This is a genomic window from Stenotrophomonas sp. 05L413 (genome assembly GCF_056397945.1).
In genome coordinates this window covers 46,491-64,403 of record NZ_JBFTOL010000004.1, presented here as the reverse complement: position 1 = coordinate 64,403, position 17,913 = coordinate 46,491, and the positions used below count along the sequence as shown (strand labels likewise).

Genomic DNA, 17,913 nt, shown 5'->3' with positions numbered 1-17,913 from the left:
GGGGACTCAGCCCTTCTGTGCGCGAAGTCGGTCGAGCACGCCATCCAGCGTGTCCAGGTCGGTGTAATGGATGATCAGCTTGCCCTTGCCGCCACGGCCATGGGCGATCGCCACGCGGGCGCCCAGCGACTCGGACAACTCGGTTTCCAGCGAAGCGATATCGGCCTGCGGCGCGGCGGCGGTGGGCTTCTTGCGCAGCGCGCCGGGCACTTTGCCAGCAGCGAACTGCTGCGCGCGGTGTTCCACTTCGCGCACCGACCAGCCCTGGTCGGCCGCTTCCTGGGCCAGCTTGCTGGCCAGTTCCGGTGCCAAGGTGAGCAGCGCGCGGGCATGGCCCATTTCCAGCCGGCGGGTTTCCAGCAGCAGGCGGATCGCGATCGGCAGCTCCAGCAGGCGCAGCAGGTTGGACACCGCCGCGCGCGAGCGGCCGACGGCCTGGGCGGCTTCGGCATGGGTGAGGGCGAACTCGCTGATCAGCCGCTGCAGCGCTTCGGCTTCTTCGAGCGGATTGAGGTCTTCGCGCTGGATGTTCTCGATCAGCGCCATCGCGATGACGGTGCGGTCTTCCAGCTCGCGCACCACCACCGGTACTTCATCCAGACCGGCCAGCTGCGACGCGCGCCAGCGGCGTTCGCCGGCCACGATCTCGAAGCTGTCCGCGCCCAGCTGGCGGACCAGGATCGGCTGGATCACGCCCTGCGCCTTGATCGACTCGGCCAGCTCGGCAAGCTTGGTCTCGTCCATGTCGCGGCGCGGCTGGTATTTGCCCGGCTGCAGATGACCGACCGGCAGCTTGCGCAGGCGTTCACCCGGCAGCGGTTCGACCACGGCCGCCGCCTGCACCTGTGTCACCGCCCCCTTGGGCCCCAACAGCGCGTCGAGGCCACGGCCGAGGCCGCGTTTCTTGCCGAGGGCAGGCTTGGTGCTCATCAGGCGGTCTCCATGGCCTTGTCGGCCTTCTTGCGTTGGTTGTTGCGACGGATGATCTCGCCGGCCAGGCCGAGATAGGCAACGCCACCGCGCGAGGCACGGTCGTACCCGACGATGCTCTGGCCATGGCTGGGCGCCTCGGCCAGGCGCACGTTGCGCGGCACGATGGTGCGGAACACCTGCTCGCCGAAGTGCTCGGTCAGCTCGGCCGACACGGCGTTGGCCAGGTTGTTGCGCACATCGAACATGGTCCGCAGCACCCCCTCGATCTCCAGCGCGGGATTGAGGTTGGCACGCAGCGCTTCGATGGTTTCCACCAGCGCGCTCAGGCCTTCCAGCGCGTAGTACTCGCACTGCATCGGCACGATCACCGAATCGGCGGCGGCCAGCGCGTTGAGCGTCAGCAGCGACAGCGCCGGCGGGCAGTCGATCAGGATGTAGTCGTATTCGTCACGGATCGGGGCCAGCGCGCGCTTGAGGCGCTGCTCGCGCTCGCTCTGGTCCATCAGCTGGATCTCGGCGGCGGTCAGGTCGATGTTGCCCGGGAGCAGGTCGAAACCTTCCGGCGTCTTGACCCGGACCTCGGCCGCGGTGCTTTCGCCCAGCAGCAGGTCACAGGTGGAGGCGGCGACTTCGCGCTTGTCCACGCCGCTGCCCATGGTCGCATTGCCTTGGGAATCGAGGTCGACAAGAAGCACGCGCTTGGGTGCAGCAGCCAGGGAGGCGGCCAGATTGACGGCGGTCGTGGTCTTGCCGACGCCACCTTTCTGGTTGGCGATGGCGATGATGCGGGCCATGCGGGTGAGCCTCATCGGCAGGGAGTGGGACTGGTCATTATGCGTATATGGGGCGTGTCATGCACTGTGAGATGCGTGGCAGGCACGCGCCGCAATGCCGCAGCGACGCCCACGGGCACGCCGACGACGCCGCATGGGGCCATCGCGGGAAGGGGCGGGACGACCGTGGGGCGGGCGCTGCGGGCAGCGAAGTCACCGGCTCACGGGCCGATGACCACCACCAGATGACGTTCGCCGGTCAATCCAGGGACGCTCAAGGGCAGCACCTGCTCGACCGACCAGCCGGCCGGCAGCTGCGCGATCTCGTCGTGCGGGTACACGCCTTTCATGGCCAGCAGGCGGCCGCCCGGGCGCAGCAGATGCCCACCGACCCGGATGATCCCGGCCAGGGTATCCATCGCGCGGGCGGTCAGGTGGTCGTAGGCGGCCGGTTCGGCCAGCGACTCGGCACGCGACTCGGCCACGCGGGCGTTGCCCAGGCCCAGCTGGCGCACGGCCTCGCGCATGAAGCGGGCTTTCTTGCCGTTGCTCTCGACCAGGGTCACCTGCAACTGCGGGCGCGCGATCGCCAGCGGGATGCCCGGCAGCCCGGGGCCGGTGCCCAGATCGGCCAAGGTGCCGGTCTCCAGGTACGGCTGCATCGCCAGCGAATCGAGCAGATGGCGGGTCACCATCTCCAGCGGATCGCGGATGGCGGTCAGGTTGTAGGTGCGGTTCCAGCGGTCGAGCAGGGTCAGGTAGGTCAGCAGCGGTGGTGCCAGCGCGGCGTCCAGCTGCATGGCGGCCAGGCCGCGCTCAAGCGCATCGGCCACGCCAGCGGGGAGGGTGTGTTCTGTCATGGCACCATTATCGCAGGTCGGTAGAGCCGACCGTTGGTCGGCTGCCCATCTCACATCGCATGCCAGGCCAGCGCGGCGCGGAAATCATCGGCCGCCTGCCACTCGTGCAGGTGCCAGCGCTCGGCCGGGCCCAGTTCCGGATCACACCAGGCCAGGTGCAGGCCACCGTCGATGCCGGGCGCGAGCTGCAGCCGGTGCAGACCGAAGGAGATGCCCTGCCCCTGCGCCTTCAACAGCGCTTCCTTGGCGCACCACACGCGGAAGAACCAATGGTTGCGGGCGTTCTCGTCCAGCGATTCCAGCCAGGCGATCTCGGCCGGGTGGAAGAAGCGCTGCACGATGTCCAGCATCCGTGGGCGCGGGCGCAGGGGTTCCAGGTCAACGCCGAGGCGGACGCCTTCACCGAGAGCGACCAGCAGCTGCCCGTGGCTGTGGCTCCAGCCGGTGCCGACATGCGCCAACGGGCCATGCAGCGCTGGCCGGCCGCGCGGGTCGCGCTGCAGCGGCAGGTCCTCCGGCGCCCCGCCCAGCTGCTCGGCCAGCAGCACCCGGGCCTGAGGCTCGCCCCGGGTGCCCGGCACATGCGGCAGGCGCCAGACCGTGACCGGGCCGAAGCGCCACGGGCCGTCCAGGGTGGCCGGCAGGGTCATGCGAACACCCCGAAAAGAGCACTGCACGGTGACTTCACGGCACGTACCGTCAACTGGCCCGGTGCCATCCACTTATTGGGAGTCAACGTCATGGGCATCATCATCTGGTTGATCGTCGGCGGTATCGTGGGCTGGCTTGCGAGCATCATCATGCGGCGCGATGCACAGCAGGGCATCATCCTGAACATCGTGGTCGGCATCGTCGGCGCGCTGATTGCCGGCTACTTTTTCGGCGGTGGCATCAATGAAGCGATCACCATCCGCACCTTCCTGTACTCGTTGATCGGCGCCGTGATCCTGCTCGCGATCGTGAATCTGTTTACGCGTCGAAGCGTCCGGTAACGAACGCACGTACAACGTGTGATCGACAAGGCCCGGCACTGCCGGGCCTTGTTGTTTCCGCCGTCAGCCCAGCTGCACCCAGGCCGGGGCGTGGTCGCTGGGGCGCTCCCAGGTACGCGGCTCACGGTCGATGCCCGAGCCCAGCGCGCGCGCCTTGAGCGCGTCGGAGACCAGGGTCAGGTCGATGCGCAGGCCGAGGTTGCGACGGAAGCCGGCCGCCCGGTAGTCCCACCAGCTGAACACGCCCTCTTCCTCGCTGTGCAGGCGGAAGGCATCGTGCAGGCCCAGCTGGAGGAGCTTGTTCAGGGCGCCGCGCTCGGCGGTGGAGGTCAGGATGTGGTTCTCGTTCCAGACCAGCGGGTCGTGCACGTCGCGGGCATCGGGCGCGATGTTGAAGTCACCCATCACCACCAGCTCCGGGTACCTGGCCAACTCGGCCTCGACCCAGGCATGCACGGCCTCAAGCCAGCGCAGCTTGTAGGCGTACTTGTCGGTGCCCACGTCCTGGCCGTTGACCACGTACAGGTTGATGATGCGCACGCCGTTGACGGTGCCGGCGATGGCACGCTTCTGCTCATCCTCGAAACCGGGAATGCCGATCTGCACGTCCTGCGCCGGCTCGCGGGAGAGCAGCGCGACGCCGTTGTAGGTCTTCTGCCCGGCAAACACGCTGCGGTAGCCCAGCCCGGCCAGCACCGCGTCGGGGAACTTGTGGTCCTCCATCTTGGTTTCCTGGATGCCGACCACGTCCGGCGCGAACGCCGTGAGCCATTGTTCCAGGTGCGGCAGGCGCACGTTGAGCGAGTTGACGTTCCAGGAGGCGATTTTCATGCGGGCATTCTACCTGTGGCGCGCGCCGGGCAGCCACGGTAGTGCCGGCCGCTGGCCGGCAGCCTCACGTGCTCGGGGCACGCAGATTTTTGCCACACGTCTGCGTCCCCCGCTAGGCTGTGAGTCACCCCAGTAGCGCAGATATCCCATGGATGCAGATGCTTTCGTAGCAAAGTGGTACGCCGAGAAAGTGCGCCTGCTGGCCGCTGTATGGACCCCAGGCACGGCGTCCGCAGCAAGGATCGCCGCGATGGACCTGTCGCCCGAGCAGACCCACCAGTTGCGGGAGATGCTCGATGTCTTCACCACCGACGCGCTGTACACCCTGCTGCTCGGGCTGGATGGCAGCGCCGCGCTGGGCGGTGACCAGCGCCACTACCCCCTGCTGGACGAGGACGGTTCGGTGATCGCCGAGGAAGGCGAGCTGGAAGCTGCGGCCTATGCGTGGTTCCACGACGGCCGGTCGTCGCAGGCGGGGCGTTGAGGGTGCTTTGCGCCACATGACGTGATTGACCCGCAGCGTCACTCGCCAGCGGAGGCGCCGGGGCCAGCGGCGCAACACATTGTCCAGTGGGCAAGGGGATATCACGCTATAAATGTCGCAGCTGCCTCGATTTCTGTAGGTGCTTTCGCACATCAAGGCGAGGAGCTTCCCCACTTGTATCGTTGTCGACCGGAGGAAGATTCTCGACATGCCGCCCGTGACTGCAACATATGCCCGAAGGAGTTCCGACACCCCATGCCCATTGAATTCGCCTTCCACGCGCTGAACTACAAAACGCTCGCTGCGGTGCTGCTGATCGGCGTCGTCCCGCTGCTGTTGGTCGGCATGGCGGTCTACTTCTTCGGGCAGGACAGAATTTCCCAGATAGCCGCACTCGGCGCCACCTCACTTGCCGTCATCATCGGCCTGCTTGGCGTCTGGCAACTCAGCGCGATCCGACTGACGGCGGACGCCACGACCCTGACCGTGGGGGGCGGCGCGTACACCGTATCGGTCCCGATGGCGCAGATTGATCTCTCCGCTGCACGCCGACGGCTGCCCGGCAGCAACGACACCCCACTGACCTTGCGAACCAATGGCATCGGCATGCCGGGCCTCTCACTTGGGTGGTTCCGCACCAGCAACGGGAAGGCATTTGCCGCGGTGACGGATCCGGACAGGGTGGTGATCCTGCCGACGACGGCCGGTTACACGCTGCTGGTCTCCCCGGAGGATCCCGACGCGTTCCTGGCCGCGCTCAGGCGTCTGTAGCGGGCGTCCATGCCGGCGGCCCTCACCGCACCATCGCCTTCAACATCCCGGCGATCTTCGAATACGGCGGCTTGAGCAGATCGCTGGCGGCCCAGCGCGACTGCCACAGGATCGGCAGCTGCTTGCTCATCGCATCGAAGCCGGCACGCGCGTGATACGCGCCCATGCCACTCGGGCCGACGCCGCCGAACGGCAGCCCATTGACCGCGAAATGCAGCAGCGTGTCGTTGACGGTGACGCCGCCAGCCACGACCTGCGCCAGCACCCGTTCCACCTGCGTACGTTCGTGACTGAAGACGTACAGCGCCAACGGGCGGTCACGGGACTGCACGTCCGCGATGGCAGCGTCCAGATCCGGATACGCGCAGACCGGCAGGATCGGACCGAAGATCTCTTCGCGCATCAGGGCCAGATCGGCCGGCGGATCGAGCACGATGGTCGGCACGATCAGCCGCTCGCGCTGCGCACGCTCGGGATCGACCGTGGCCAGTTCGATCACCGGCACGCCCCGCGCGCGGGCTTCATCGAGATAGCCACGCAGGCGCTGGTACTGGCCGTCGTGGATGATGCGCGTGTAATCGGCGGCGTCGCTGAAATCGCCATAGCGCGCCTGCACCTGGGTCTGCAGTTGCTGCACCAGTTCGCGCTGGCGATGGCCGTCGATCAACACGTAGTCCGGGGCGATGCAGGTCTGGCCGGCATTGAAGAATTTTCCGGTGGCCAGGCGCGCGGCCGCCTTCTCCAGCGGGTAATCGCTGCAGACGATGGCCGGGGATTTGCCGCCCAGCTCCAGCGTGAGCGGGGTCAGGTGCTCGGCGGCGGCCGCCATGACCTTGCGGCCGATGGTGGTGGAGCCGGTGAACACCAGGTGGTCCAGCGGCGAGCCGGCCAAGGCGCTGGCGAGGTCTCCATCGCCCTGCACGACCGCCACCCGATCCGGGGGGAACACGTCGGCCAGCAGCGACTGCAGGAAGGCGCTGGTGCGCGGCGTGTGCTCGGACGGCTTGAGGATCACGTGGTTGCCGGCGGCGATCGCGGTCGCCAGCGGAATCAGGGCCAGGTTGACCGGGTAGTTCCAGGGCGAGATCACCCCGACCACGCCCAGCGGCACCGGCCGGGTCTGGGCGCGCGCCGGCCAGAACCGCCAGCCGACGCCGACCCGGCGCGGGCGTATCCAGCCGCGCAGGTGGCTGCACAGGTGATCGATATCGCCCAGCACGGTCATGCCGTCGGCGATCAGTGATTCGTGGGTGGAGCGGTGGCCGAAGTCGGCCGAGATCACCGCGGCCATCTCCGGCAGGCGCGCCTTGAGGGCGGCGCGCAGGCGCTGCAGGTCATCGCGGCGCTGTTCCAGCGTCGGGCGGTTGGCCTGCCAGGCGGTACGCAGGGTCTGCAGGATCGCGGGAAGCGCGGCGGGATCGGTGTGGGCATCGCTCATGGGCCGACTATAGCGGCAGGCTGCGTGACAGCGGGTCAGGGTAGTGCCGGCCGCTGGCCGGCAGCCTCACACGCTTCTCCGTAGGTTCATCGGGAGCCGGCCAGCGGCCGGCACTACCCGGACACAGAAGGGGCCGCGATCTGCATCGCGGCCCCTTCGTCTTGCCATGTGGATCACCGTTACTTGGTGATATCCACATCCTTGGTTTCATGCAGGAACAGGCCACCGACCACGACCGTCATCAACGCGATGATGATCGGGTACCACAGGCCGTAGTAGAGGTTGCCGGTACCGGCCACCAGCGCGAAGGAAATCGCTGGCAGGAAGCCACCGAACCAGCCGTTGCCGATGTGGTACGGCAGCGACATCGAGGTGTAGCGGATACGCGTCGGGAACAGCTCGACCAGGTAGGCGGCGATCGGGCCGTAGACCATGGTCACGTACAGCACCAGCAGCCACAGCATGAAGATCGTGCCGGGGATGTTGATGCGCGCGTTGTCAGCCTTGGCCGGGTAACCGGCGGCACCCAACGCACCCTTGAGCTCTCCGCCGAAGGCATCGCCCTTGGCCTTGAGTTCTTCCTTGGTCAGGCCTGCGGCCTCGTAGGAGGTCACGGCGGTGGTCCCGACGTTGACCGTCGCCAGCGTACCGGCCGGTGCCGGCTTCACTTCATACGGCACACCGGCCTTGGTCAGGGCCGCGGTGGCCACGTCGCAGGAGCTGGTGAACTTGCGCAGGCCGACCGGATCGAACTGGAACGAGCAGGTGTTCGGATCGGCATTGACCAGCGCCGGCGAGTTGGTGCGGGCTTCTTCGATGGCCGGGTTGGCGAAGTGGGTCAGGCCCTTGAAGATCGGGATGTAGGTGATGGCAGCCAGCAGACAGCCGGCCAGGATGATCTTCTTGCGGCCGATACGGTCGGACAGCCAGCCGAAGAAGATGAAGAACGGCACGCCCAGCGCCAGCGCGGCGGCGATCAGCAGGTAGGAGGTGGTCGCGTCGACCTTGAGCATGCTGCTCAGGAAGAACAGCGCGTAGAACTGGCCGCCGTACCACACCACGGCCTGACCGGCTGCGGCACCGAGCAGGACCAGCAGCATCAGCTTGAGGTTGCCGTCCTTGAGGCTGTCACGGAACGGGGTCTTGGAGCCCTTGCCTTCGGCCTTCATCTGCTGGAACAGCGGGGATTCGCTCAGCTGCAGGCGGATCCACACCGAGATGCCCAGCAGCACGATCGAGACCAGGAACGGGATACGCCAGCCCCAGGCTTCGAACGCTTCATTGCCCAGGAAGTAGCGGCAGGCCAGGATGATCAGCAGCGACATGAACAGGCCGAGCGTCGCGGTGCACTGGATGAAGCTGGTGTACAGGCCACGCTTGTCGGCCGGCGCGTGCTCGGCGACATAGGTCGCGGCACCACCGTATTCGCCACCCATCGCCAGGCCCTGGGCCAGACGCAGGATGATCAGGATCACCGGGGCGGCGAAACCGATCGAGGCGTAGTTGGGCAGCACGCCGACCAGGAAGGTCGAGATGCCCATGATCAGGATCGTGACCAGGAAGGTGTACTTGCGGCCGATGCGGTCGCCGAGGCTGCCGAAGAAGGCGGCACCGAACGGGCGCACGAAGAAGCCGGCCGCGAACGCCAGCAGGGCGAAGATCATGCCCGTGGTTTCATTGACGCCGCTGAAGAACTGCTTGGCGATGATCGCGGCGAGCGAGCCGTACAGGAAGAAGTCGTACCACTCGAAGACGGTACCCAGGCTGGACGCGAAGATGACCTTCTTGTGTCCCTGGGTAAGTTGGGCTTTCGTTGGTGCGGGTGTGGTGGACATAAGACGCTTCCCCTCCGAAGCAATCGTTGTGGTGTGCCGGCTGTACGCCGGCACGCGTTTTTTGTTTTAGAAGCTGTATTTCGTCGTGAACTGCAGGCGGCTGATATCGCCCTTGCGGCCATCCTCGATCTCGCGCACGCCATACATCAGCTCGGCGCCGACATCGACCTTGGGCATCGGCGTGTAGAACACGTTGCCGCGGATGCTCTGCACGCTCTTGGTGACCAGCGGGCCGAGGCTGCCGTCGTTGTCGTAATCGCTGCGCGCGTAGATCAGGTTGGTGCGCAACTTCGGGGTGAAGGCGTGGCGCCAGCCCACATAGCCGGCCAGCACGCCGGTCGGGTTGAGTTCGTCGCGGGCGATGTCATACGCGGTATCGGCGGTGACACCCAGGCCGATGTAACGTGCGATGCCTTCGCCACCGGTGACCTGGTAATGCAGCGTATCGGTCGGGCCCATCACCCATTTGCCGCCCAGGGTGAGGCCGCCGGCGATCTTGTCCGCATCGGCACCGGTGGTCTGGTTGTCGACCTTCAGCTGACGGACCACGCCGCCGACACCGAAGGTGCCCCAGTCCCCCTTCCAGCCATAACGCAGGGTCAGATCCGGCAGCGCACCGCGATCGGAGTTGCTGGCTACATTGGTCCACGCGCCGGTGACCGGGTTGCGGGTGCCGGTGAGCAGCGTGGTTTCCGGGTTTTCCAGCGCGACGCTGAAGCCGCCCTGGGTGTAGCGGATCTGTGCCTGGCGCACGAAGATCACGCCATCGGTCGGGCCGACGAAGTCCGCCGCTTCCGGCAACGACGCGGCGTCCATGAAGTTCGACCAGGTCTGGCCGGCCATCCAGTTGTTCCAGTACATGTAGGCGTGACGCAGGGTCGCACCGTAGGTATTGGTCGCGGTCTGGTTGCCCAGCGAGTTGCCGAAGAAGTCCATCTCGAAGAACGCACCGGACTTGTTGCCGGCCTCGCTGACATTGTCGATGCCAAGATTGAAGCGCGAGAACTTGGCGTGGGCGTTGTAATCCACGTCCGAGCGCTTGCCGCTGCCGCCGGCACCGGCCACCGGGGTCTGGCCCGGCAGATACAGCGCGCGGCCGGTGGCATCGTCGGCCAGCTGGCCATCGCCGGTCTGGGTGGCCAGGAAATCGGCCTTGATGAAACCACCGATCTTGACCGTGGTACCCGGCGCGGCACCGGGGGTGATGGTGGTGACCTGGATCGGCTGCTTGCCGGCCGGCACCGTGGCCGCCACCGGTTGCTGTGCCTGGACCGTGCGCACGGCGGTGACATCGGTCTGGGCCTGGCTGATCTGGACCTGCTGTTGCTGCTGGTTGTTCAGCAGCAGCTGGACCTGGCGCTCCAGCTCGACGACGCGTGCTTCCAGGGCTTTCTCTTTTGCGGTTTCGGCGAACGCCATGCCTGGCGCGATCAGTGCGACGAACATGGCGGCGGCCAACGGCCGGCGTGTCGTCCTCAGCAAACGGTGGCTCATGTTGCCCTCTCTCCCGGGTGGCAAGGTGATGCCGCGCATGGGGCACGGTCGAGCCGAGGGTGCGGCGCGTTGACGCACCGAAGCTATTGGCCATTAGTCGTACTCGCCCCACGCGGCGAGTACGACCCGGGCGCCGGCAGGCGACCGGCAGGTGCCGCAGGCACCGCGCAGGTACCGACCGTTGGTCGGTAGGCCTTGCCTCACGACCAACGGTCGTGAGCTGCCGGGGTTGGCTGCCATGTCATATCGGGCGGGTCGGCGTTCGACCATGGTCTAACCACCTCGACACCGCGCAGGCAGGTGGATGCGGCAAACTGAGGGGGAGAGGTCGCCGTTTATGCTGCGACCGCACAACCCAAGTCAACGTGCAAGTGAGGGTGCCATGGCTGATCTTTACCCCGTCGACGCCGCGTTCGCCGCGGCATCGCGGATCGACAAGAACACGTACCAGCAGCTCTACCGTGAATCGGTGGAGCATCCGGATGCCTTCTGGGGCAAGGCCGCCGAGCGCCTGGACTGGTTCAAGAAACCGACCCGCATCAAGAACGTCAGCTACCAGCTCGACGATTTCCGCATCAAGTGGTTCGAAGATGGCGAGCTCAACGCCAGCGTCAACTGCCTGGACCGCCAGCTCGACAAACGCGGCGACAAGATCGCCCTGCTGTTCGAACCGGACAGCCCCGATGCGCCGGCGCAGGGCGTCACCTATCGCGAGTTGTATGAGCGCACCTGCCGCCTCGGCAACGCACTGCGCAACCTCGGCGTCAAGAAGGGCGACCGGGTCACCATCTACCTGCCGATGATCGTCGACGCCGCCGTGGCCATGCTGGCCTGCGCGCGTATCGGTGCGATCCACTCGGTGGTGTTCGGCGGCTTCGCCCCGAACTCGATCGCCGACCGCGTCATCGACTGCGGCAGCAAGCTGATCATCACCGCCGACGAAGGTCTGCGCGGTGGCAAGAAGATTCCGCTCAAAGCCAATGTCGATGCGGCGCTGAAGCTGCCCGGCACCACCACCGTGGAAACCGTGCTGGTGGTCCGCCACACCGGCGGCGCGGTGGACATGCAGGCCCCGCGCGACCGCTGGTTCCACGACGTGGTGGACCCGCAGCCGGCGCAGTGCGAGCCCGAGCGCATGAACGCCGAGGATCCGCTGTTCATCCTCTATACCTCCGGCTCCACCGGCAAGCCCAAGGGCGTGCTGCACACCACCGGCGGTTACCTGCTGTACGCGGCCTACACCCATGAAGCGGTGTTCGACCTGCGCGAAGACGACATCTACTGGTGCACCGCCGATGTCGGCTGGGTCACCGGCCACAGCTACATCGTGTACGGCCCGCTGGCCAATGGCGCGACCTCGGTGATGTTCGAAGGCGTGCCGAACTTCCCGAACACCTCGCGGTTCTGGGAGGTGATCGACAAGCACCAGGTCACCATCTTCTACACCGCGCCCACCGCGATCCGCGCGTTGATGCGCGAAGGCGATGCGCCGGTCAAGCGCACCTCGCGCAGTTCGCTGCGCCTGCTCGGCAGCGTCGGCGAGCCGATCAATCCGGAAGCGTGGCGCTGGTACTACGAGGTGGTCGGCGACAGCCGCTGCCCGATCGTGGATACCTGGTGGCAGACCGAAACCGGCGGCATCCTGATTTCGCCGCTGGCCGGGGCGGTCGATCTCAAGCCGGGCTCGGCCACCCTGCCCTTCTTCGGCGTGCAGCCGGCGCTGGTCAATGCCGATGGCGAGATCCGGGAGGGGGCCACCGAAGGCAACCTGATCATCCGCGATTCGTGGCCGGGCCAGATGCGCACCGTCTATGGCGACCATCAGCGCTTCATCGACACGTATTTCCGCACCTACCCGGGCAGCTATTTCACCGGTGATGGTTGCCGTCGTGACGAGGATGGCTACTACTGGATCACCGGCCGCGTGGACGATGTGATCAACGTCTCCGGGCACCGCATCGGTACCGCCGAGGTGGAAAGCGCGCTGGTCTCGCACCCCAAGGTGGCCGAAGCGGCCGTGGTCGGCTTCCCGCACGACATCAAGGGCCAGGGCATCTATGCCTACGTGACGCTGATTGCCGACGAGACGCCGAGCGATGAACTGCACAAGGAGCTGGTGGCCTGGGTGCGCAAGGAGATCGGTCCGATCGCCGCGCCCGACCATCTGCAGTGGGCGCCCGGCCTGCCCAAGACGCGCTCGGGCAAGATCATGCGCCGCATCCTGCGCAAGATCGCCGAGAACGCACCGGACCAGCTCGGCGACACCTCGACCCTGGCCGATCCGTCGGTCGTGGCCTCGCTGGTGGAAGAGCGGAAAGTGAAGTAAAGGTCGCCACATCGCATTCGCGCTGTCGCTCCCACGATCCGCCAGTGGATCGTGGGCCCCGACTCACCAGCACCCACACCCCGCCGCTTCGCGGCCGCCCCCTGACTCAGGGGGCTGTCATCTCGATACACTTTTTCGTTGCGTCGCTGCATTCCTCCGCAACATGGCCCCCACCATGACGACCCTCCTGATTGCCGATGACCATCCGCTGTTCCGCGAAGCCCTTCGCGGTGCCGTGCAACGCGTCATCCCCGGCGTGCAGCTGTACGAAGCGGACAGCGTGGAAGCGCTGTACCAGCTGGCCGACCAGCACACCGACGCCGACCTGGTCCTGATGGACCTCAACATGCCCGGCGCACAGGGCTTCAACGCGCTCGTGCATATGCGCGCCCTGCACCCGCAGCTGCCGGTGGTGGTGGTGTCCGCCCGCGAGGAGCCGACCGTGATGCGCCGTGCGCTCGACCATGGCGCCTTCGGCTTCATCCCCAAATCCGCCGATTCGGACACGATCGGCCATGCGCTGGGCACCATCCTGGATGGCGAGACCTGGGCACCGCCGGAAGCGCACAACGTGCCCCAGACCGGGCGCGAGGAACGCGAGATCGGCCAGCGCCTGCGCGAGCTGACTCCACAGCAGTTCCGGGTGCTGCAGATGCTCGGCGCCGGCCGCCTCAACAAGCAGATCGCCTACGACCTCAACGTGTCCGAAGCAACGATCAAAGCCCACGTCACCGCGATCCTGCGCAAGCTCGGTGTCACCAACCGCACCCAGGCGGTGCTGATGGCCGGCAAGCTGGCCATCGATGACGAACAGATCGTGCTGCCGCCCGAAGAAGAGTAGGCGTTATAGCCGGAGCTATGAATTCCAGCGCTACCTGCGCAATTCGCGGCAAACGCTCCACGCCGCAGGCCCGGTGCTAAGCTTCGCGTCCCCTTGGGGAGTAGCCGGATTCCTGCTGAAGGAATCGCCCGTATCAACATACTCGGCCAGTGCGCCGTGGTGCGGGCAACCATCTTGGTTGGCGAGACCAGCGGTCCGCGTGCGCAACGACAGGTTGGGCGCGTCCGCGGTCCGTTGCTCGCTCTCGCCCGACCTGTCGCGTACCCCAATGTCCCCCATTTCGATCCTGCTGATCGGCTTTGCCATGTCCACCGATGCCTTCGCCGCGGCGATCGGCAAAGGCGCGGCCATGCGCAAACCGCGCTTTTCCGACGCCTTGCGCGCCGGCCTGATTTTCGGTGTCATCGAAGGCATCACGCCGGTGATCGGCTGGCTGCTCGGCCGCGCTGCACTGGAGTATGTGGAGGCCTTCGATCACTGGATCGCGTTCGGCCTGCTCGGTGCGCTGGGCGTGCACATGATCATCAATGGCCTGCGCCCCGACGAGGGCGCCGAGGAAGAAGACACCAGCAAACACCACGGCTTCTGGCGCCTGGCGGTGACCGGTTTCGCCACCAGCATCGATGCGATGGCGGTCGGCATCGGCCTGGCCTTCCTCGACGTGCATATCGGCGTGATGGCGCTGGTCATCGGCCTGTGCACGCTCACCATGGTGACCTGCGGCATCATGCTCGGCCGCGTATTGGGCGGGATGGTCGGCAAGCGCGCGGAGATCGTCGGCGGCGTGATCCTGATCATCATCGGCTCCACCATCCTGTACGAACACCTCAGCGGCGCCGTGGCCTGATCGGCAGTCACGCCCGCCTCGCGGCTAGAGATCGCCGCGGGTGTCGTGGAAGGCGGCCAGGAACGCGCGCAGCGAGGCCGGCTTGATCGGCTTGGTCAGCAACCGGTAACCGCGGTCACGCGCCATCCGCTTGAGCTCATCGCGGCCGTCGGCGGTGAGCAGCGCACCGGGGATCGCGCGCCCGGCCCTCTGGCCCAGGGCTACCAGCGTGTCCAGTCCATCCAGGCGGTCATGCAGGTGGTAATCCACCAGCATCACATCCGGCCGTTCAACCACTTTCTCCAGTGCCTGGTCGACGGTGCTGGCGGTGATCACCTGCACCTGCCAACGCCCCAGCAACGCCCGCATGCCATCCAGGATCTCCTGGTCGTTGTCCACGCACAGCACGCGCATGCCCGCCAGGGAATCGGCGCGGGTGACCGGGCTCGGTGCCGGCGGTGCTTCTGCGGTTGGCAACGCCGGCGCCGCCACGAGGGGCAGCAGGATCGAGAACATGCTGCCGCTGCCGACCCGGCTGCGGGCGTTGAGGCGGTGATCGAGCAGGCGCGAGATACGCTGGCAGATCGACAGGCCCAGCCCCAAGCCCTGCTCGCCCCAGTCGAACGGCTGCTGGTAGCGATGGAACTCATCGAAGATCTGCTGCATGTGGTGTTCGGGAATGCCCGGGCCGGTATCCCATACCTGCAGTTCCACTTCCGGCCCGCGATGGCGCACCGCCAGCACGATGCGGCCCTGGCGCGTGTAGCGCAGCGCATTGGCCAGGAAGTTCTGCAGCACGCGGCGCAGCAGGCGGCGATCGCTGCGTACCCAGGCCGGCCGCGCGAACAGGTCCATGCGCAACCCACGGCCGGCCGCGACGGGCGAGTACTGCGCCGCCAGCTCGCGCATCAGCAGGCTGACGTCGAAGTCACCGATCACCGGATGCAGGCCACCGGCATCCAGACGGGAGACATCCAGCAGGCCATCCAGCAGTTCCTCGGCCGCACGCAACGAGGCGTCCACGCGCTCGGCCAGATGCCGTTGCTCTTCGTTGTTGTGGTGACTCTCACGCAGCGCTGAAGCGAACAGGCGGGCAGCATTGAGCGGCTGCAGCACGTCGTGGCTGATCGCGGCCAGGAAGCGCGTCTTGGACTGCTGGGCCACCTCGGCTTCATGCGAACGCTCGGCCACGCGCTGTTCCAGCGTTTCGTTGGCTTCCAGCAGCGCGCGCTCGGCGTGCTTGTAGTCGGTGATGTCGTTGTAACTGGTGACGTAGCCACCGCCGGGCAGCGCCTGCCCGCGCATCTCGATCACCTTGCCGTCGCTGCGGGTGCGCTCGAAGATGTGCGGTGAGCCGGCGCGCATGTAGCCGATGCGGCGGTTGATCTGCAGCTCGATGTCGCCCTCGCCGAGCTCACCGCGCTCGGCGTTGTAGCGGATCAGGTCGGCGACCGGCCGGCCCACGTAGAGCATCCCGTCGGGGTACCCGAACATCTGCTGGTAGCGGCGGTTCCAGGCGGTCAGGCGCATGTCCGGATCGACCACGCTGACCCCCGCGCTGATGTTCTCCAGGGTGGTGGAGAGAATCTCGCGGTTGAAGCGCAGTTCCTGCCCTGCCTCGTCGAGCACCGCCACCACTTCGCCCAGGTCCATGCCCGAACCGCGCAGCAGACTGGTCAGCAGCAGGCGGGCCGACGCCGCGCCGATCGAGGCCGCCAGCAGCCGCTCGGTGAACTGCACCCAGGCACGGTCCGCCGGCGCGGAGGCCTGCAGCTCGCGGTCCATGGACTGCGCCTGCTCGAAGAACGATCGACGGGCGTGGCGGTCGCCCACCACGCGCGAGGCCAGCGCCAGCAGATCACCGACATGCACGTTGCCCGGCCACGCACCGGCCACGGACGGGCGCTGCGCGTAGGGGTCCAGGAACGGCGCCGCACGCAGCCGTTCATCCACGCCAGGACGCCAGCGCACCGAAACCAGCACCATCGCCGCGACATTGACCAGCAGCGACCAGAACGTGCCGTGGGTCAGCGGGTCCCAGCCGCTCATGCCGAACAGGTGCTGCGGCTGCAGCCAGCCAATCCCGAACGGGCCCTGCACCAGCCACGCCGACGACATCCAGCCGGCCTGGGTCAGCGCCGGCAACAGCAGCGTGTATACCCAGGTGCCGAAGCCGAGCAGCATGCCCACTTCCACGCCGCGGCGGCTGGCACCGCGCCAGTACAGCCCGCCGATCAGCCCCGGGGCGAACTGCGCGACCGCGGCGAAGGCCATCAGGCCGTAGGAGGCCAGGGTACTGTCGTTGCTGCTGCCGCGGTAATAGCTGTAGGCCACCAGCGCCAGCAGCAGGATGGCGGTGCGGCGGATCCACAACACGCGCGAAGCGACATCCGCCGCTTCTTGATGATCGCCACTGCGGCGCAGCAGGACCGGCATCACCAGATCGTTGCTGACCATGGTGGCCAGGGCGATGGAGGCCACGATCACCATGCCGGTCGCCGCCGAGAAGCCGCCGACATAGGCGACCAGCGCCAGGAACTTGCGGCCCTCGGCCAGCGGCAGGGCCAGCACCATGCTGTCGTCGGCGACGCTGCCACCGGTGCCGAACAGGGTGACGCCGGCGGTGGCGATCGGAATCACCATCGCCGAGATGATCACCAGGTACGCACCGAACATCCAGCGCGCGCGGCGGATGTCGCGCACGTCACCACATTCGACCACCGCCACATGGAACTGGCGCGGCAGGCAGATGATGGCCAGGAAACTCAGCAGCGTCTGGGAAATGAAGCCGACCGGTGGCAAGCCGGTGAACAGCGTATGCGCCGACTCGATCACCGCATCGGTGCGGTCGTTGAGCCACAGGTAGGCGAACAGGCCCAGCGCGACCATCGCGATCAGCTTGATCATCGATTCCAGCGCGATCGCCAGCATCATGCCGTGGTGGTGCTCGGTGGCATCCACCTGGCGGGTACCGAACAGCGTGGCGAACAGCGCCATCAGCAACGCCACGTACAGCGCGGGATCCGTGAAGAAGCCGGTCGGGCCGACGTTGCCGGTCAGCACCTGCAGGCTCATCGCGACGGCTTTGTACTGCAGGGCCAGGTACGGCACGATGCCGATCAGCGCGATCACCGCCACCAGTGCGGCCAGGCGGCGCGAGCGGCCGAACCGCGAGGAGATGAAATCGGCGATGGAGACCACGTTCTGGCTGCGTGCGATCAGCGCCAGGCGCTCGATGATGCGCCAGCCGAACACCCACAGCAGCAGGGGCCCCAGGTAGATCGGCAGGTAGCCGATGCCATTGCGCACCGCCGTGCCGACCGCACCGTAGAACGTCCATGACGAGCAGTACACCGCCAGCGCCAGGCTGTAGACCACCGGGCGCAGCCACGGGCGATCCGGGTACATCGGGCGACGGTCGCCCCACCACGCCACGCCGAACAGCAGCGCGGCGTAGGCCACCGAGACCAGCAGCAGGATCCAGCTAGAAACCACAGGGTTGTTTCCGC

General features: G+C 66.9%; 15 protein-coding genes. 6 read left to right on the top strand and 9 right to left on the bottom strand.

The features are described 5' to 3' along the window. Positions 1–6: 6 nt before the first annotated feature. The 4 genes from AC1DIQ_RS09550 to AC1DIQ_RS09535 all read right to left on the bottom strand — a co-directional run bounded on the left by AC1DIQ_RS09550 (position 7) and on the right by AC1DIQ_RS09535 (position 3,216). Complete coding sequence (locus tag AC1DIQ_RS09550; RefSeq protein ID WP_121040956.1) at positions 7–930, bottom strand: ParB/RepB/Spo0J family partition protein; 924 nt, start codon at positions 928–930, stop codon at positions 7–9. Continuing rightward, positions 930–1,727 (bottom strand): ParA family protein, encoded by a 798-nt coding sequence (locus AC1DIQ_RS09545; protein ID WP_019185613.1) that lies wholly within the window; start codon positions 1,725–1,727, stop codon positions 930–932. The genes AC1DIQ_RS09550 and AC1DIQ_RS09545 overlap by 1 nt, the downstream gene beginning before the upstream one ends. A gap of 200 nt (positions 1,728–1,927) precedes the next feature. Then, a complete protein-coding gene (gene rsmG, locus AC1DIQ_RS09540; protein WP_121040958.1) occupies positions 1,928–2,566 on the bottom strand; it encodes a 16S rRNA (guanine(527)-N(7))-methyltransferase RsmG in 639 nt (212 codons plus the stop codon). Between the two features lie 50 nt (positions 2,567–2,616). Then, on the bottom strand, positions 2,617–3,216 hold the full coding sequence (locus AC1DIQ_RS09535; RefSeq protein WP_152152065.1) for a 4'-phosphopantetheinyl transferase family protein: 600 nt from the start codon (positions 3,214–3,216) through the stop codon (positions 2,617–2,619). Between the two features lie 90 nt (positions 3,217–3,306). Here AC1DIQ_RS09535 and AC1DIQ_RS09530 point away from each other — a divergent pair, with 90 nt between their 5' ends. Then, positions 3,307–3,558, top strand: a complete 252-nt coding sequence (locus AC1DIQ_RS09530) for a GlsB/YeaQ/YmgE family stress response membrane protein (protein WP_121040962.1) — start codon at positions 3,307–3,309, stop codon at positions 3,556–3,558. Positions 3,559–3,621: 63 nt separating this feature from the next. Here the strand turns inward: AC1DIQ_RS09530 and xth are convergent, their stop codons facing one another. Beyond that, on the bottom strand, positions 3,622–4,389 hold the full coding sequence (gene xth / locus AC1DIQ_RS09525) for an exodeoxyribonuclease III (protein WP_282262233.1): 768 nt from the start codon (positions 4,387–4,389) through the stop codon (positions 3,622–3,624). Positions 4,390–4,537: 148 nt separating this feature from the next. On the opposite strand from xth, the gene AC1DIQ_RS09520 reads away from it, so the two are divergent. Both AC1DIQ_RS09520 and AC1DIQ_RS09515 read left to right on the top strand, forming a co-directional pair. After that, a complete protein-coding gene (locus tag AC1DIQ_RS09520) occupies positions 4,538–4,873 on the top strand; it encodes a hypothetical protein (RefSeq protein ID WP_478049926.1) in 336 nt (111 codons plus the stop codon). A 255-nt stretch (positions 4,874–5,128) separates the two neighbouring features. After that, on the top strand, positions 5,129–5,644 hold the full coding sequence (locus AC1DIQ_RS09515; protein ID WP_121040968.1) for a PH domain-containing protein: 516 nt from the start codon (positions 5,129–5,131) through the stop codon (positions 5,642–5,644). A gap of 22 nt (positions 5,645–5,666) precedes the next feature. Here the strand turns inward: AC1DIQ_RS09515 and AC1DIQ_RS09510 are convergent, their stop codons facing one another. From AC1DIQ_RS09510 to AC1DIQ_RS09500, 3 genes are all read right to left on the bottom strand, one after another. Further along, a complete protein-coding gene (locus AC1DIQ_RS09510; RefSeq protein WP_478049925.1) occupies positions 5,667–7,082 on the bottom strand; it encodes a coniferyl aldehyde dehydrogenase in 1,416 nt (471 codons plus the stop codon). Between the two features lie 179 nt (positions 7,083–7,261). Beyond that, positions 7,262–8,917 (bottom strand): MFS transporter, encoded by a 1,656-nt coding sequence (locus tag AC1DIQ_RS09505; protein WP_313219263.1) that lies wholly within the window; start codon positions 8,915–8,917, stop codon positions 7,262–7,264. A gap of 66 nt (positions 8,918–8,983) precedes the next feature. Further along, positions 8,984–10,411: a DcaP family trimeric outer membrane transporter gene (locus AC1DIQ_RS09500; protein ID WP_313211921.1), complete on the bottom strand. Its 1,428-nt coding sequence runs from the start codon at positions 10,409–10,411 to the stop codon at positions 8,984–8,986. A gap of 382 nt (positions 10,412–10,793) precedes the next feature. Between AC1DIQ_RS09500 and acs the strand changes: the two genes are divergently transcribed. The 3 genes from acs (at position 10,794) to AC1DIQ_RS09485 (ending at position 14,425) form a co-directional block, all read left to right on the top strand. Beyond that, a complete protein-coding gene (acs, locus tag AC1DIQ_RS09495) occupies positions 10,794–12,737 on the top strand; it encodes an acetate--CoA ligase (protein ID WP_121040976.1) in 1,944 nt (647 codons plus the stop codon). A gap of 175 nt (positions 12,738–12,912) precedes the next feature. Then, positions 12,913–13,578: a response regulator transcription factor gene (locus AC1DIQ_RS09490; protein WP_121040978.1), complete on the top strand. Its 666-nt coding sequence runs from the start codon at positions 12,913–12,915 to the stop codon at positions 13,576–13,578. A gap of 268 nt (positions 13,579–13,846) precedes the next feature. Continuing rightward, positions 13,847–14,425 carry a manganese efflux pump MntP gene (locus tag AC1DIQ_RS09485; RefSeq protein WP_121040980.1) on the top strand — a complete coding sequence of 193 codons (579 nt, stop codon included), beginning with the start codon at positions 13,847–13,849 and terminating at the stop codon, positions 14,423–14,425. Between the two features lie 24 nt (positions 14,426–14,449). On the opposite strand, the gene AC1DIQ_RS09480 is transcribed toward AC1DIQ_RS09485, so the two are convergent. After that, positions 14,450–17,899, bottom strand: coding sequence for a hybrid sensor histidine kinase/response regulator (locus AC1DIQ_RS09480; protein WP_478049924.1), 3,450 nt, complete (start codon positions 17,897–17,899; stop codon positions 14,450–14,452). Positions 17,900–17,913 lie beyond the last annotated feature (14 nt).